This is a genomic window from Pandoraea commovens (assembly GCF_902459615.1).
In the GTDB taxonomy this organism is placed as follows: domain Bacteria; phylum Pseudomonadota; class Gammaproteobacteria; order Burkholderiales; family Burkholderiaceae; genus Pandoraea; species Pandoraea commovens.
The window spans coordinates 95,851-112,098 of record NZ_CABPSA010000009.1 but is presented as its reverse complement, the minus strand read 5'-3'; the positions used below and the strand labels follow the sequence as shown (position 1 = coordinate 112,098).

Here is a 16,248-nt window from a genome sequence, read left to right as displayed (position 1 = left end):
ATCAAATTGAGGAGCCGCACCGTCCCGGATCATTTATCAGATGTTCACATAACTGGGGTTAATGGAATGAACGTACGTAAAGTCCTTCATGCAGGTGTTGCAATTCTGGCGCTCGCGCTGACGGGGTGTGCTTCGACGTCGTCGACGCTGGATACTTCGCGCTCCGTCGATCCGGCTTTGGCCACAACGCTCAAGCAGGGCATCGCACTGCCGACCATCGAATCGAACGGCCATGAACTGAGCCCCGAAGTGAAGACGGGCATTCTCGATGCGTTCAAATTGCAGGCCGAGAAGAACGGCATGGCGGTTTCGGCCAGTGGCGTGCCGGTGAAGATTACTGTCGAGGAATTTAACGCACGTTCGGCCGCCGCCCGTCTGGTGCTCGGCTTTATGTCGGGCAGCGACCACATCAAGGCCCGCGTGGACGTGTCGGGGAAGACGTACTCCGTTGAAGACACGGCTCGTTCGTCGATTAACGGCATTGGTCTGGTTGCCGAAAACGTGGGTTCCGAAGCCGCCAACGGCGTGGCCACACTCGCCGGTGTTCAGGTGAACACGATTCAACGTGTCCAGCCGCCGGTCGGCATGACCACGCGCTAATCGGCGTAGCCCGCGTCGACTTCAGAACGCTCGCAGGAAAATCGCTTCGATTTCCGCTTGCTCAGCGCGACGCGGGTTGGTGAACCCGCAGGCGTCCTGCATCGCGTTGGCGGCGAGCGTCGGGACGTCTTCCTTCTTCGCCCCGAGTTCGGCCAACCCCGACGGAATGCCGATGTCCTTCGACAACCGGCGAATCGCCGCGATGGCGACCTTTGCACCTTCGTCGTCGCTCAGCCCTTCAACCTTCTCGCCCATCGCCTGCGCGATGTCTTTCAGACGCGCCGCGCTGGTGCTCGCGTTGAACTCCTCCACGTGTGGCAACAGAACCGCGTTGCACACGCCGTGCGGCAGATCGTAGAACCCGCCCAACTGGTGCGCCATCGCGTGCACGTAACCGAGCGACGCGTTGTTGAACGCCATGCCCGCCAGAAACTGTGCGTACGCCATGTTCTCGCGTGCGTTCATGTCGTCGCCGTGCGACACCGCACGACGCAGATTCTGCGAGATCAGCGTGACGGCCTTGAGCGCGCACGCGTCGGTGATCGGGGTGGCAGCGGTCGACACGTAAGCTTCGGTGGCGTGCGTCAGTGCATCCATGCCGGTCGCGGCCGTCAGCCCCTTGGGCATCGCCGCCATCAGCGCCGGATCGTTGACGGACAACAGCGGTGTGACGTTGCGGTCGACAATGGCCATCTTCACATGACGCTTTTCGTCCGTGATGATGCAAAAGCGCGTCATCTCGCTCGCGGTCCCGGCCGTCGTGTTGATCGCGACGAGCGGCAATTGCGGCTTCTTCGACTGATCGACGCCCTCATACTCCGAGATGTGGCCGCCGTTCGTCGCACACAGTGCAATCCCCTTCGCGCAGTCGTGCGGCGAGCCGCCACCCAGCGAAATCACGAAGTCGCACTGGTTCTGCTTCAGGATTGCCAGACCGGCTTCGACGTTGCTCACGGTCGGGTTCGGTTTCGCGCCGTCGAAGACGATCGATTGAATGTCCTGCTGCGTCAGCAGCTTCGCCACCTTCTCGGCGACGCCCGCCTTCGCGAGACCGGCATCGGTCACGATCAGAGCGCGGCGGAAATGGTATTGGCGCAGGGCGGCAATCGCTTCGTCAAGGCTGCCCACGCCCATCATGTTGACGGCGGGAATGAAGAAAGTCGTGCTCATCGTCATGCTCCTTATCTGTTCTGTGAGGGGCACTCCCCGCGCGCAAATGGCGCGACGGGGTGTCCAGAATCATCTTTTGCATGCATCAAAGACAGCATCGCACTCGCCGCGCGATGCGTCTTTGATCTACTGCAAGGTCACATACGACTAGAGGGATTGCTCAGAAGAAGCCGAGCGGATTGACGTCGTAGCTCACCAGCAAGTTCTTCGTCTGCTGGTAGTGGTCGAGCATCATCTTGTGGGTCTCGCGACCGATGCCGGACTTCTTGTAGCCGCCGAACGCCGCGTGAGCCGGATAGAGGTGATAGCAGTTCGTCCAGACACGCCCTGCCTGAATGCCACGGCCCATGCGATAGGCGCGATTGATGTCGCGCGTCCACACGCCTGCGCCCAGACCGAACTCCGTGTCGTTGGCGATGGCGAGGGCTTCCGCTTCGTTCTTGAAGGTCGTCACACCCACCACCGGTCCGAAGATTTCCTCCTGGAACACACGCATCTGGTTTTCGCCCTTGAGCAGCGTGGGCTGGATGTAGAAGCCCGACGCGAGCGGACCGTCGAGCATCTCGATGCCGCCGCCCGTCAGCACTTGTGCACCTTCCTTGCGCGCCAGATCGAGATACGTGAGGATCTTGTCGAACTGCTGTTGCGACGCCTGCGCGCCCACGGCCGTCTCGGTATCGAGCGGATCGCCGCGCTTGATACGCTCGACCCGCTTCATCACCACTTCCATGAAAGGCTCGTAGATCGATTCCTGAACGAGCGCACGCGACGGACATGTGCAGACCTCGCCCTGATTCAGGAAGCCCAGCACGAGGCCTTCTGCGGCCTTCTCGATGAATTCCGGCTCGCCGTGCATGATGTCGTCGAAGAAGATGTTCGGCGACTTGCCGCCCAGCTCAACCGTGCTCGGGATCAGGTTGGCGGCGGCGCGCGTCAGGATGTGATTGCCGACGGGCGTCGAGCCCGTGAAGGCGATCTTGGCGATGCGCTTGCTCGTCGCCAGCGCTTCACCGGCTTCGCGACCGAAGCCCTGCACGATGTTGAGGACGCCCGGCGGCAACAGATCGCCGACCAGCTCGGCAAACAGCGTGATCGTGAGCGGCGTTTGCTCGGCGGGCTTGAGCACCACGCAGTTGCCTGCCGCGAGTGCGGGGGCAAGCTTCCACGCCGCCATCAGCAGCGGAAAATTCCACGGGATGATCTGACCGACTACGCCCAGCGGCTCATGGAAGTGATACGCGGCAGTGTGCTCGTCGATCTCGGCGGCGGTGCCTTCTTGCGCACGGATGCAACCGGCGAAGTAGCGGAAGTGATCGACGGCCAGCGGCAAATCGGCGGCGAGTGTCTCGCGCACTGGTTTGCCGTTGTCCCACGTCTCCGCCACGGCGAAGCGCTCCAGTTGCGATTCCAGCCGGTCGGCGATCTGCAACAGAATGCGCGAGCGGGCCTGTACGGACGTCTTTCCCCACTTGGCCGCCGCCGCATGGGCCGCGTCGAGCGCCAGTTCGATGTCTGCGCCGTTCGAGCGAGGGAATTCGCCGATGACCGCGCCGGTGACTGGCGACGTGTTGGTGAAGTACTGGCCCTCGACGGGCGGCACGAACTTGCCGCCGATGAAGTTCTCGTAACGCGGTTGCAAGGACAGCAGGGAACCGGGCGTGCCGGGCGGGGCGTATTTCATGTTGTGTCTCCGGATATCGTTGTAGCGCGGACGTTGACTGCGCGAGACGCTACTAAGCAAGTCGTGGGCCAGACCCTGCCATTCGCGCAACGACGTGCCCCGCCGGCATGCGGGACAGCACGGTGTGTACCGATTCCGTGACACCTGTGTCCTGCGGTGTGGCACACGTTGTCTCAGGACCGTGACACTCCCGCAGGCGTCAGAGCCTGCGTCAATCGCTTTGCGTTTCCCGATTGACATGGCGCATTGCAATCGCTTCGCGCATGGGGGATGCTTCGGGAACGATACGAGATCATCAGATCATCCGGCACGGGGGAGACGACCAATGCCAGCCAGTACGCAAGCCGCACACGCACGCCGTGTGCTGAACGTCGCACAGGGCCATTCGCCATCGGGCTCGGTGGCGACCGACCCGAACATCGCCAGTTCGTGGCGGCGCTGCCTCGACACGCACGCGCTCGACCCGGGCGCACGCATGGCGCCGCGCGTGCTCGAATCCTCGCAATTGCGCGAACGCCGCAGTGCGATGGAACGCCTGCGCAACGTCTCCATGCCAGTGTTGGAACGTCTGCAACGTCAGCTGATGAACCCGCGTCAGGCCGTGTTGCTCACCGCCCCGGACGGCGTGATCGTCGACTCGCGTCTGCATGACGGCACTCGCGACGACTTCCATCGCGCCGGGCTGTGGCCGGGGGCGGACTGGAGCGAGTCTTGCGAGGGCACCAACGGTATCGGGACGTGCGCCGTCGAGCGCGCGCCCGTCATCATCTGTCAGCAGGATCACTTTCGCGCACTGCATACGCCGCTCACTTGCACGGCGAGTCCGGTGTTTGCGCCGCAGGGCGATCTGCTGGCGGTGATCGACGTGTCCTCCACCAGTACGGATCTCACGCGTCAGAGTCAGTTTCATACGCTGGCGCTCGTCAATCTGTCGGCGAAGGTTGTCGAGAGCGAGTATTTCTTCCAGCACTATCGCGACGAATGGCTGCTGCAATGGCAAGAGCAAGCCGACCATCTTGGTGGGTTCGCGCAGGCGCTGCTCGCGTTTGACGATGCCGGGCGCGTGCTGGCCGCGAATCAAAGCGCACTGAATTGTCTTGGCGTGACGCGCGACGCGCTGGTGGGCACGCGCGTGGACCGATGGTTCGTGCAGACGCTCGACGCCCTCCTCGCGCGGGCGCATCCGTCGCCGAGTACGTGCTGGCCGTTGCACGCCAATACCGGTGCGAACGCCGGGGAGTCGTTGCTGGCGATGCTGCGCGCACCTGCACGTGTGCTCCGGCGTGCGCCCAGTGTGTCGCGCCCTGTGCCGGAGGTTCTCACTGAGCCGTTCTCAGATCCCACGCTGGCGCGCGCGTTCTCAAAGGCATGCCGAGTCTTCGCGCACGACGTGCCCGTGCTGATTCGTGGTGAAACAGGAAGCGGCAAAGAAGTGTTCGCGCGCGCGGTACACGCGGCGAGCACACGTTCGGGCGGGCCGTTCGTCGCGCTGAATTGTGCGGCGATTCCCGAGTCGCTGATCGAAAGCGAGTTGTTCGGCTACGTGGGCGGCAGCTTCACCGGCGCGCGCAAGGAAGGGATGACGGGCAAGCTGTGGCAGGCGAACGGCGGCACGTTGTTTCTCGACGAGATCGGCGACATGCCGTTCGCGATGCAAACGCGTCTGCTGCGCGTGCTGGAGGAGCGGATGGTGTCGCCACTGGGCGGTGGCGAACCGGTGCCGCTCGACATTCGCGTGCTGAGTGCCACGCATCGCGATCTCTCCGAACGCATCGAAGAGCGCTTGTTTCGCGAGGATCTGTTCTATCGCCTGAGCGGGCTCGAAGTCACAGTGCCGCCGCTGCGCGAGCGCGAGGATAAGGCGGAGGTGATTGAACGACTGTTCACACAGGCGGAAGTGTCTGGCCATGGCCCCGCAATGCATGTGACGCCCGCCGCGCTCGACCGGTTGTGTCATCACACGTGGCCGGGGAATGTGCGTCAGATGCGCAGCGTCATTCGGACGCTGGTGGCGCTCAGCGAGAATGGCGTCGTCACCGTTGACGATCTGCCGGACGAATTGCGCGAAGCGGGAATCGCGGTGGCGGGTGTTTCACCGTCCGATTCAACAACCGACGGATTGTCCGAGGCACCGCTGGAGGCGGCCGAGCGTCAGGCGCTGCGTGCGGCGCTCGACGCCTGTCAGGGGCAGGTGAGTGCCGCCGCGCGACGGCTCGGCGTGAGCCGCAACACGCTGTATCGCAAGCTCAGGCGCTTCGGGTTGCTGCGCGGGTGACGTCGCGCAGCACGGCGTCGACGTCAACGCCCACCCTCGCAAGCATCACTTCATCGGAATCTGCGTTGCACGATCCACTGGCACGGCCGTGACACTGTTTTGCGGCGAGCCGTCGATGAGCTTGTCGGAGTAGGTGAGATAGACGAGCGTATTGCGCGCCTTGTCGACCATGCGCACGATGCGCAGCTTCTTGAAGAGGGGCGACAGCCCTTCGGAGAAGACTTCTTCTTCCTTGGGGAGCGGGCCGGTGAAAGAGATCGGACCGACCGGACGGCACGCGATGGACGCTTCGGCCTTGTCCTCGGCGAGTCCCACCATGCCCTTGAGGCCGCCGGTTTTGGCGCGCGAGACATAACACGTTACGCCGTGCACTTTCGGATCGTCGTACGCGTCGACAACGATCTTGTGATCCGGGCCGAGGAACTTGAATGCGGTGCTGACATCGCCGATCTTCTCGGCGTGGGCCCAACTCGCGGCGAGCATCAGCGCCAGCGCGACTACTTTCTTCATGAGCGTGTGTCCCGTCAAAAACTGCGGAAGCGGCGACGATCGCCAGCCATGCGCGTTGCGGATTCTACTCGCATCGCGTGACCGGCGACCATCGCCGCTTCAGCCCTTCCGGGAACCTCTCTTGCGCCGTCGTCGCGCGTCCTCATATCGGACTGACGCGACGGGCATGGCGTCTTACCACTTGTCGTCCTGCGCAGGCGCTGTCTGAACACCCGCCGACGGCGCAGACTTTTTCGCCGCCTTCGGACCGGCCGATGCTACGGCTTGCGTCCCGGCTTGCGCCGCAGCTTGTTGCGACGCCTGTGCAGGACGTCCTGCCAGCTCGCCGCGCACCTGAAGACCGGCAATCGGCAGCGTGTCGAGGTTCAGACCGGCACGCACGTTGTCCAGATGGCCGTACGACAGGTTCTGCGTCACGCGTTCCACGACCAGCTCGCAGCACGGGTTCTCGGTGCGGCCGAGGCTTTGCCCCGTCTGCGGATCCTTGAACTCGTTGCCCATCGCCACGACCGCGTAACGGCCGCCTTCGCGCAGCGCCTGACCGCCCTGGCTGACGACGACGTTGGTGCCGTCGCGGGCGAGCACCGTGATTGGGAACGTCGATTGCAGAATCGCGCTCACGATGGCCTTGCTGGCCTGATCGGTCATCTCGGTGAGAATGCGCTGGCTGTCGACACCGTTGCTCAGCGTGGTCGGGGCCGTCGCAGGCATCGCGTTGCTCAACGAACCGGCTGCTGTCACCTGACGCGTCGCCACGTTCACCATCTTCTGCGAGAGTGCCCAGCCGCCCGAATAGCTCACGAGCTGACGATCGCTCGTGCGCAGCTGGCGGGCCATACGCGTGTAGTTGAACGCGCTCACGCGCGCACTCCACACCAGGTCGGCGCTGGCTGCCTGCGAGAGCTTCGTCAGCTCGGCGCTCGGGGCCTGACCGGACGCGATGATGTCGAGTTCATGCTCGATCTCCGGGCTCATCTCGCGATCGAGCACGGCGAAGCGTCCGGTTTGCACCAGCGCATCGCTCACGCGTTGACGCAGCACGGCCGCCACTTCGCTCGACGGCACCGCGATGTCGCCCATCGGCAGACGATCCTGCGCAAACAGCACCGGGCCGACGACGACCTTCAGCTTCTGCATGTCGGCAGACGGCTTGAACTTCGCGATGTCGGCTTCGATGGTGGCCTTGAAACGCTTGTTGAGCACGCCGGGTTCATCGAGGCTCAGTACGCGCAGGTGCTGAATTACGCCGCCCGAACGCTGCGCGACGACTTCGGCAAAGGCATTCGCGCGCAGCGATGCCGAATCCTGACCAAGGCTGACGTCGAGGCCGTACTTGGCAACGACGCTCTGTGCTTGCACAACCGCGCCGTTGACCTGCAACAGCGCGAGCTTCATGGCTTCCGTCGTGGCTTCGCCAGCGGTGTCGCCGAAGCCCGAGGCCGTCACCTTTTCGGTTTCTACCTTGCCGACGTCCGGCACCGGGGCGGCGGCGGACGGTGCCGAGGCAGGGCCTTGCGCCTGAGAAGTGTCAGCCGCCTTTTCGGAGCAGCCAGCCATAAAAAAGAGGGCCACCAGGGCCCCCGTGAGCGATTTACGCATCATGTCGTTGTTATGTGTGGTGTCGGCTTGCCGTGATTACAGAGCGGCGAGGGCCTTCGTGGCGTCCGACGGCACTTCGATACCGTTGCTGCGCGCGAAGTCGATGGCGTTCTTGAGCGCCTTGCCAGCTTCCGTCACCGAGCCGGGGAAGTTCGACACAACGTAGGCCGCGCCGCCCAGCGACGTCAGCGCCATCGGCGATGCGCTCTTCATGTTCGTGCCCATCGACGTGACGTCGTTACGCATGCCAGCGTAGTGCACCATACCCAGCGCGAGGTGGCCGAGGCCTTGTGCGAAGGTCTTCTTCGAAGCGTCGTCGAGCACCGGCTTTTCCTTGAGCTTCGCCGCAATGGCGCCGCTCGTGTCGCCCACGGCGTTCACGGCCTTCGATGCCGAATCCTTATCCTGCGTCGAACCCGACGACAGTTGCGCCACGACAGCAGCGGCCTGCTCGGCTTGCGTCTTCAGACCCAGCGCTTCGCCCATCTTGGCGTTCGCGTTGAGCACGTCGACGTTAGCGGCAACGTAGTTCTTCACGAGTGCGGCTTGCTGGCCGCTCAGGTCCACCGAGCTGTCCGACTTGCTGCCGCCGCCGACCAGGCTGGTCAGGCCGCCGAGCTGGGCGTACGAAGCGCCCGAAACACCAACGAATGCAGCTGCAACGGCGCAGGCAATGATCTTCTTCATGAACGTCTTCTCCACAGGGGATGAATGAAACGGATTAGTGAGTCGTGCAATTAACGCAAGCTGAGATTGGTGATCTGGCTGGTCAACTCGCGCGAGGCGTTGTTGGCCGCCAGACGCAGCGCATTGGTACGTGCTTCTTCTTCCGTCGGGCCGGTGCCCGCGTACTGCACGGGGCCGACCGACGCCACGGTGTCGGGAATGGTCTGGCCGATGTCGAGCAGCTTCGCGTTGACCGTGACGGCCACGCGCATCAGGCCCGAGTTCGGATCGCGGTCGGCGAGGCCGACGTCGAGCGTGCCCAGCGCGATGTAAGCCATCTTCGCCACGCGCATGCCACTGACCATCGACGCGAGCGTTGCAGGCTTCAGATCCATGCCGCTCTTATAGTCGTTCTCAACGTTGGCGACCTTGAACTGCCCGCCGGTGTACGGCTCGACCAGTGCCGCTTCGTTGACCTTGAAGCCCGCCTTCGCGAACGTCGACGTGAAGACTTGCGACAGGTTGGCGCTCGGAATGAGACGGTAGGTCGAATCGGTGGCGCGACGCGTGGTGCTGCCGCCCGTCTCGACCGACGCCGAGCTATGCACCGAAGCTGCGACCTTCGAGTTCGTCGACGCATTCGTGCCAATCGAATTGCCGCGAATGTTCTCGCCTTCGACGCCCTGCTCGGAGGCGCTGACCTGGGCATTCACGTCCGCCTTACGGTCGATGCGCTTGTAGACGCGGTCGTCGTAGGCGCGCGACGTGCCGACTTCACGCGACACGAAGATGAACGCGAGCGGCGAGCGTGCGGCCGGGCCACCCTTGACGACGGCGGAGTTCGACTTCACGGCGTTGCGCAGGTTGGCGACGTTGAGCGAGACGCGCACGGCCACCGTGTATTGCTTCTTGTCCGAGTTCTCGTCTTCCGCGAGGATTGTCGAGTCGAGAATGTAGCGATCCGGCTCGGCGAGAATCTTCTGGCGAATCGCGTCGAAGTTCTCCGACTCGGCTTCGCCCGCTTCGGCGTAGTAGAACTCTACGGCCTTCAGTTGGGCGGCGGACAGAGCGCGCGCCTTGTCGTCACGCGAGATCGACCAACCCTCGTAGGTCACGGTCGCCTTGCCACGGGCTTGCTGCACCTGGGCCATCGCGCTCGATGCGAACAGCGCCGCAGCGAACATGAGCATCAGTTTCTTCATCACTTGCATAGCTTCATCAATCCCATCGTCTTGTCGATTTGCGACGAAATGTCCGACGCCGAAGCGGCAGACTTCACCCATGACGTGTCCTTACCGGCCACCGATTCGGCCAGCTTCACGAACAGTCCATTGACGGAGTCGTAATACGCGGGGAAGTCGTCCACCCACGTTTGCGATGCCGGTACTGGCTTCACCTCGCCGTTCTTGAGCGACGTGTTGAGGTACGTCGCGCCGGTCAGCGGCTCGCGAATGGCGATATCCGCATAGCTGCCGTAGATATACGCGGTACCGACGGCGTTTTCGCTGTACTTGATCTTCTTGAAGTTCTTCAGCGAGACATCGATTTCGTAGTCGGGCTGCGGCAGCTTCAGGTTGTAGATGGTGCCGTCCATGATCTGCATCGACATCACGTTGCCGATGGCGTAGCCCTTCGAGTACGGCACGACCGGCACGCCGATGCGCGTGGAAATGGCTTCGCTCACCATGTCCGCTACCCAGGTCTGGGCGGCGGCGGGCGTCGCCTTCAGATAGTCGGGCAGGAAGGCGACGGCTTCGGGCGTCACGTCGACGTGGGTGACTTGCAGGTAGCGCGGGGCCTGATCGGGCAACTGCGCTTCGGCAACGGACGACGCGAAGCGCGCATACAGTCCGGGCTTGCCGTTCGCACCGTCGTACACCATGCGCACCCGGTCAAGGACCTCGGCTCGCGTCGGCTCATGGTCGAGATTGTCGACATAGCCGAAACTGACCGGATAGGAGCGCAGCACCGTCATCGACTTGAAGTCGAAGAACAGCACCTGACCGCGCAACAGCACGAAGAGTTTGCGAATCGCACCGAAGCGCTCGACGGAGACTGTCTCGGTATTGACGACGAGCGACACGACGAGTGCCTGATCGCGCCCCTTGAGCTGATCGATGGGGCCCGTGGTCAGCTTGAAGTGCTGCGCAGGATTCTGATTCACGGCTGCCAGCAGACGCTTGTAGGGCGAGTCGCCCGTCGTCTTCAGGCTGGCTTCGTAAGCACGCGAATAGGGAAATCGTTTGTCGATGCTGGCGGCGTCGCCGCCGTAGGCTGCGCCTGCAAAAGTGACTGTCTTGTCCGTCGTCTGGGCCTGAGCCTGCCCCGCAAACGTCACTGAGAATGCCGTCGAAATAGCGACAGCAAGACGGAAGAGAAACCCGCCGACTTTCATGTTGTTATGCTCCCCGTTACGCATCCGCAACTAACGGATGCGAGATCGCGGAATACTGGATTACTAACGATTTTCAGTCAATGAAATGCGTCGACATCCTATCTAAATTGATAGGTGCTTCGCTGGGCCTCATGTATGGGGTATGTAGGTGCGTTTCCGGGGGCTGTTACCGAGAGGAGTTGCGGGTTTTCCCCAAATGCGCTATAGTCACGCCTCTTCGCACGGGGGTATAGCTCAGCTGGGAGAGCGCTTGCATGGCATGCAAGAGGTCAGCGGTTCGATCCCGCTTACCTCCACCAAACGAATGACGATTTTTGTCCCCTTCGTCTAGAGGCCTAGGACATCACCCTTTCACGGTGAGTACAGGGGTTCGAATCCCCTAGGGGACGCCATCTAACGGCAACGGTGTGACATTGGCACATCGAAGTCGACCGGCGTCAGATTCGCACAGCGTCGGTCATGCAAAACAGAAAGCCGGGTGTCTTCACGACATCCGGCTTTTTTGCGTATTTTTGGAGTTTTCGATGAGCAAACCCGCGCTCACTCTCAAGTTCAAGTGCACCAAGTGCGCCAAACCCGTCACGCTGTACTTGCAGAAGACGACTGCCTGCTCGCACATCACGCCCTATCAGGGCTGGTGCAAGTGCGGCCAGCTGATGCGCCACGCCACGGGCGACAAGGACGCTGTCGCGTCGTTCGTCGACTCGATGGACCCGCTCTGGTCGCATCACCACCATCACCATCATTGAGCGTCAGCAAGTTAGTGGGTTAGCGGGCGGCGCTCGTCGCCGAGCGCCCGCCGATCCACGCCAGACGCCGCCGAAGGAACGTCTGCGCCGGTGCTTCGAACGCGCGAAACACCCCGCGCGCCAGCGAGAACACCACGATCAGGTACGCCGCCAGGAACCACGGGTTCAGGGCGAGCGTCGCGCTCGACATGCCCATGCGGTGCAGAACGATCACCGTCGTCAGTTGCAGCGGAAAGTGGATGAGGTAGCTGGAGTAGGTCGTATTGCCCAGATTGGCGATGGGCCGTGCCAGCCGCTCGGGAATCCACGGCTCGATTGCGTGCAGCAGAACGATGGAGACCGGTGCGATCACCGTCGCTGCCAGATATTTCGTCCCGCCGAAGACCGCGCAGAACGCGATCAGCCCCACATAGGCCAGACAGCAAAGCACGACCGTCGCACGGCGGTGCTGCTCGATCATGTCGCGCAACCGCTCGTAGATCAGATGCACTGCGCCGCCCATGAAGAAATAGAAGGCGCAGAAGACGATGTTCGATTCGCTGCCCTTGATCTGCAGATGGATCAGCCATCCACCTGCTGCTGCCGACGCACACATCAGCAGCAACGTCCACACCAGCCCGATGCGGCAGAAGCGCGCGAGCAGGAAGAACGCCACGTAAATCACGATTTCCGTCGAGACACTCCACACCGGGCCGTTGAAAGAGTCGGTGTAAGGTGTGAGCCAGCCGGACGCGAAGATCACGTTGACGAAGAAGTCGTACGGCGTGTTGTACGGGTAGACGAAGAATGCGGCGTTTTCACGCACGTAATACGCCTGCAACAGCGCCACGGCGATGAGCGTGACGATATGCAACGGATATAGCCGCGAGAAGCGATTCAGGAAGAACAGACCGCCGGAGACCTTGCGCGCGACGATCTTCGACAAATAGCGATTGAAGAAGATGAAGCCGGAGATCGTCCAGAAGACGTTGACGCCGAGCCATCCGAAATCGTAGAACGGATGCAGTAGGGCGTAGAGCGGCTGAGCGCTGCGCACGACGTCGATAGACGCCGTCTCCGGGCGGAAGAAGAAATGCTGGTAATGCCAGATCAGCACCGCGAACGCACTGAAGAAACGCAGAATCTCGATGCCGACCATCCGGCCTTTGGTGCTGCTTACTGCTGCGTTCACTGCCGCGTTCACTGCACCGTCCACGCCGTTCCCCGTCTTGCGACTGCCCATCAACCTACCCCGGTCACTTGATACCCGTTCCGTTGCCCAGCAGCTTCTGGACCATTTTCAGTCCTTTGCGGACCACGGCGGAGTATAGCTCGGCGCCCTTGAGCACCGGGTCGACGTGACGGTCGTACGGTTGAATCTTGATCGGGAAATACGGCGAGAGCTTCGCCACCACCTGATCGAGCGGGATCTTCGTGTTGCTCTGAACCACGGCGAACAGACCGTCGCTCTCGGGCGCGAAGTAGTGGGCGGCGTCCCACTCCTGCATCTTGTCGGCGAACCACACGCTTTCGTCTGCGTGCAGCGTGCGCTGCGGCGGCACAGCCTGCGTGTGGTACTTGTCTAGCAGACCGGCACGCTCGGCGTTGAGCCAGTACAGCGTGTATTCCGTCCAGTCGATGGCGTAGTTCGCGAGCAACACGCGCTTCCAGTCGGTGCCGTTCACGGCTTCGAGCCGCTCCTGCAACGACACACACAGCGATCGCGAGAGCGTGGCGGGCGTCCACCAAACGCCTTCGCGATCCAGATGCGGATCGACGTCGAGCAGCTTGGCCGACGCTTCCCAGTAGTACGGCTCGACGCTGCGGCCTTTGAGGTGCGTAATTGCGCGTCCGTCGACGATCAGCGAGTCGTAGTCGAAGTGATGCGTGGCGAAGCAGTCCGGATCGAAGATCAGGAAGTATTCCGTCTCGATCCACTCCGGGGCATTGATCTTGATGATCTGCTGACGGTGCCAGTTGCGAATCTGGTGACGCTGCGAGAACTCGTTGAACGCGCCCATGTACAGCGATTCGTCGATCACTTCGATGGGGAAGTCGGACCACGCTTTCGCGTAGCCGCGCACTTCCTCCACTTCGTCGTGCGGCACGATGATCACGAAACGATGGAACAGCGACGGCGTCGTGAAGTGACGCAACGACGAGAACAGAATGTCGCACCGGCCGATGTTGTCGGCGTAGTGACGTCCACGTGTCTTGATCGGCAGAATCGCGCTGATTTGTTGCATGTTGGGCTGAACCGACGACTAGAAGAACCGGTAGATGAAGCTCGGAATATAACCGCGACGATGCGTGAGCGCCACGCCGATCAAACGGCCACCGGCGTCTTCGACCTGCGCCTTGAGCCCGGCGATGACCGGCTTGCGCGTGGCTTCCGCGCGCACGACCAGCACCGTAGCATCCGCCAGCGGAGCGTTTTCGATGCCGGTGAACGACTGGCTCGACGGCGGCGCATGAACCACGATGTAGTCGTGCGACTCACGCAGGGCATCGAACAGACGCGTGACCAGTTGCCACGACGACGGCACCGCGCCACTGTGAGGCTGCGCCACGACAATATTGTGACGGTCGACACGCGTGAATCTCAGATCGGTCAGCACACTCGATTCGTCCGTGCCGGTCGGCTTGACGGCGTCGACGCTGGTTGTGCCGCTGCCGCCGTTCGACGGCCACTCCAGCAGACCCTGCGCATTCGGCTTGCCGTACATCGGCGAATCCGGCGTGGAAGCGATGTCGAGAATCAGAATCGGCTTGCCGGAGCGATGTTCGAGTTCGCTGGTCAGGCCCTGAATGACGGACGAGAGACCGTCGTTCTTGCCGGTGGACAGAGCCATGACGACCTTGGCGACGCCGTCCGTGCTGCTGTTGATTGCGGCAATCATGCGGCCATAAGCCAGATGTGCTGGCCGCGCGTAAGCCGGTTCGACGTTCGCGCCGGTACTGGCTGCCGCACCTGCGGCGGCGGCTCCACGACGGTCGCCGCCCAGCAGCACGGGGGCGTTCACCACCGGCAACAGCAGGGCGCGCTCGACTTGTTCGGGGCTGAGGAACGTCTCGCGCAGGCTCGACAGAATCAGCACCGTCAGCGCGGAGATCAGCAAACCTGCGGCAATCGATGCGGCGATCAGCAGACTGGCCGAGACACTGCGTTGCGACGGCGGGAACGGCGCCTGAATCACGCGCACGTTGGTGCCGTTGATCTGGCTGACCTGACCCTGTTGCACGCGGGCGAGTTCGACCTGACGCGAACGTTCCTTGAAGCTGTCGGCAAGAATGTCGCGACGCGCCTGCAACTGGCTCAACTGGCTCGACACGTCGCTCATGCCTTGCAGCTTGTCGCGCGTTTCCTTGATCTGGGCTTCGAGCGCGGTCTGCTGTGCGACGCCACCGGCAATGCTGGCGTTCAGCACGGCCAGACGTTCCTGCACGACGTCGAAGTAGTTGTTATGCCCCATGCGCGTCGCCGTCATCATTTCCTGACGCTGCTTCGCGATGTTCGCGCGCATGTCGGCGATCTGCTTGTCGAGCTGCACGACGAAGGGCGACGTCGCCATGTAGCGCGACGCGAAGTCCGCACGCTTGTTCTCGAGTTCGCTCAGCGAGCCTTGCAGAATGTTGATCGCACGGCTGGTTTCGGAGTCGTCCGTGTAGATCGGAATCGTGTTGCGGACATCTTTCGTCGACGATTGCAACGACTTCAGTTCGCTGCGGTCCTGCGCGAGCTTCGCATCGGTTTCGAGCTTGCGCTGCACCAGCTGCGATTCGAGCTGCACGGCTCGCGACGTCTGATCGTCGATCTTGACGATGCCGTGTTTCTTCTGGAACGCGAGCAGATCGGCATCGGCCTTATCGAGTTGCTTGCCTACGTCGTCACGCTGGCTGACCAGCAGATTGACGCGACCTTGCGTGAAGATCGACGCGCGCTGACGGAAGTACTTGTCGAGCAGGCGCGCCAGCGCATCGGCGGCGGCCTTCGGGTCCGTATCCGAATACGTCAGCGTGATCGTGTTGGCGAGATCGTTCTGTTCGATGTGAAGGCGCTTCTCGAAGTTCTGCAGTTCGCGATCAATGTCGCTGGCCGTCGCACCCGGTCCGAGCTTCGAGAGAATGACGTCCCGATGCAATTCCGGACTCGACAGAATCTGCGCTTCCACGCCGTTCAGCTGTCCCGGCGGCGGTTGCAGCGATACGCCGCCGTTCGGATTGTTGGTCTGGTCGTAATACCCCGCATTGAGCACGAGCAACGTGGCCTGCGCGCGATACGGAATCGGCACGAAGAGTGCAACGAGCACACCGAGCGCCACGATGGCGAGGAACACCGTCGTCGCGATCTTGCGGTAGTAGAAAAGGGTGTTGAGGTAGTCCCGGATCGTCACGTCGACGACCGCAGCGTGCCGGTCAGGCCTTGTTCTAGTCGTAATTGCCATAGGGATGCAAGAAGCGGAAAGGTTGCCCGACCAAGGTAGTTGGTTTCAAGGCGCATATATTACGCAAGAAAGTCCCCGGAAAGTCCCCCTAAATCGTGCATTATCGTAAATCCGACGCTGATTTGTCGTGCTTGGCGAGACGGCAGAAGTGCACTAGAGTACGGTCCAAACCGTGAAAC

General features: G+C 62.2%; 13 protein-coding genes and 2 tRNA genes. 5 read left to right on the top strand and 10 right to left on the bottom strand.

Features of this window, described 5'->3' with window-relative positions:
- Nucleotides 1-66 precede the first annotated feature (66 nt).
- On the top strand, nt 67-600 hold the full coding sequence (locus PCO31010_RS22325) for a DUF4410 domain-containing protein (RefSeq protein ID WP_150666207.1): 534 nt from the start codon (nt 67-69) through the stop codon (nt 598-600).
- A 21-nt stretch (nt 601-621) separates the two neighbouring features.
- Here the strand turns inward: PCO31010_RS22325 and yiaY are convergent, their stop codons facing one another.
- Complete coding sequence (gene yiaY, locus PCO31010_RS22320) at nt 622-1,770, bottom strand: L-threonine dehydrogenase (protein ID WP_150666206.1); 1,149 nt, start codon at nt 1,768-1,770, stop codon at nt 622-624.
- A 160-nt stretch (nt 1,771-1,930) separates the two neighbouring features.
- Nucleotides 1,931-3,451 (bottom strand): acetaldehyde dehydrogenase ExaC, encoded by a 1,521-nt coding sequence (exaC, locus tag PCO31010_RS22315; protein ID WP_150666205.1) that lies wholly within the window; start codon nt 3,449-3,451, stop codon nt 1,931-1,933.
- Nucleotides 3,452-3,776: 325 nt separating this feature from the next.
- On the opposite strand from exaC, the gene PCO31010_RS22310 reads away from it, so the two are divergent.
- A complete protein-coding gene (locus PCO31010_RS22310) occupies nt 3,777-5,726 on the top strand; it encodes a sigma-54-dependent Fis family transcriptional regulator (protein WP_150666204.1) in 1,950 nt (649 codons plus the stop codon).
- Nucleotides 5,727-5,771: 45 nt separating this feature from the next.
- Here PCO31010_RS22310 and PCO31010_RS22305 read toward each other — a convergent pair whose 3' ends face one another.
- The 5 genes from PCO31010_RS22305 to PCO31010_RS22285 all read right to left on the bottom strand — a co-directional run bounded on the left by PCO31010_RS22305 (nt 5,772) and on the right by PCO31010_RS22285 (nt 10,896).
- Complete coding sequence (locus tag PCO31010_RS22305) at nt 5,772-6,236, bottom strand: CreA family protein (RefSeq protein WP_150666203.1); 465 nt, start codon at nt 6,234-6,236, stop codon at nt 5,772-5,774.
- 174 nt (nt 6,237-6,410) lie between these two features.
- A complete protein-coding gene (locus PCO31010_RS22300) occupies nt 6,411-7,808 on the bottom strand; it encodes a CsgG/HfaB family protein (RefSeq protein WP_246184731.1) in 1,398 nt (465 codons plus the stop codon).
- 63 nt (nt 7,809-7,871) lie between these two features.
- Complete coding sequence (locus tag PCO31010_RS22295) at nt 7,872-8,522, bottom strand: hypothetical protein (RefSeq protein ID WP_150666202.1); 651 nt, start codon at nt 8,520-8,522, stop codon at nt 7,872-7,874.
- Between the two features lie 50 nt (nt 8,523-8,572).
- Nucleotides 8,573-9,712 carry a hypothetical protein gene (locus PCO31010_RS22290; RefSeq protein ID WP_150666201.1) on the bottom strand — a complete coding sequence of 380 codons (1,140 nt, stop codon included), beginning with the start codon at nt 9,710-9,712 and terminating at the stop codon, nt 8,573-8,575.
- Entirely contained in the window at nt 9,703-10,896 is a 1,194-nt protein-coding gene (locus tag PCO31010_RS22285) for a hypothetical protein (protein WP_246184730.1), read from the bottom strand. Before PCO31010_RS22285 ends, PCO31010_RS22290 begins: the two co-directional genes overlap by 10 nt.
- A 223-nt stretch (nt 10,897-11,119) precedes the next feature.
- Here PCO31010_RS22285 and PCO31010_RS22280 point away from each other — a divergent pair.
- From PCO31010_RS22280 to PCO31010_RS22270, 3 genes are all read left to right on the top strand, one after another.
- Nucleotides 11,120-11,195 (top strand) — tRNA-Ala (locus tag PCO31010_RS22280).
- A gap of 17 nt (nt 11,196-11,212) precedes the next feature.
- Nucleotides 11,213-11,288, top strand: a tRNA-Glu gene (locus PCO31010_RS22275).
- 132 nt (nt 11,289-11,420) lie between these two features.
- Nucleotides 11,421-11,645, top strand: a complete 225-nt coding sequence (locus PCO31010_RS22270; RefSeq protein WP_039393487.1) for a hypothetical protein — start codon at nt 11,421-11,423, stop codon at nt 11,643-11,645.
- A gap of 19 nt (nt 11,646-11,664) precedes the next feature.
- Here PCO31010_RS22270 and PCO31010_RS22265 read toward each other — a convergent pair whose 3' ends face one another.
- The 3 genes from PCO31010_RS22265 to PCO31010_RS22255 are packed head-to-tail and all read right to left on the bottom strand — an operon-like array spanning nt 11,665 to nt 16,018.
- Nucleotides 11,665-12,867, bottom strand: coding sequence for an acyltransferase family protein (locus PCO31010_RS22265; protein WP_150666200.1), 1,203 nt, complete (start codon nt 12,865-12,867; stop codon nt 11,665-11,667).
- A 13-nt stretch (nt 12,868-12,880) separates the two neighbouring features.
- Nucleotides 12,881-13,870, bottom strand: a complete 990-nt coding sequence (locus PCO31010_RS22260; protein WP_039393485.1) for a DUF6492 family protein — start codon at nt 13,868-13,870, stop codon at nt 12,881-12,883.
- 18 nt (nt 13,871-13,888) lie between these two features.
- On the bottom strand, nt 13,889-16,018 hold the full coding sequence (locus PCO31010_RS22255) for a GumC family protein (RefSeq protein ID WP_174985052.1): 2,130 nt from the start codon (nt 16,016-16,018) through the stop codon (nt 13,889-13,891).
- Nucleotides 16,019-16,248 lie beyond the last annotated feature (230 nt).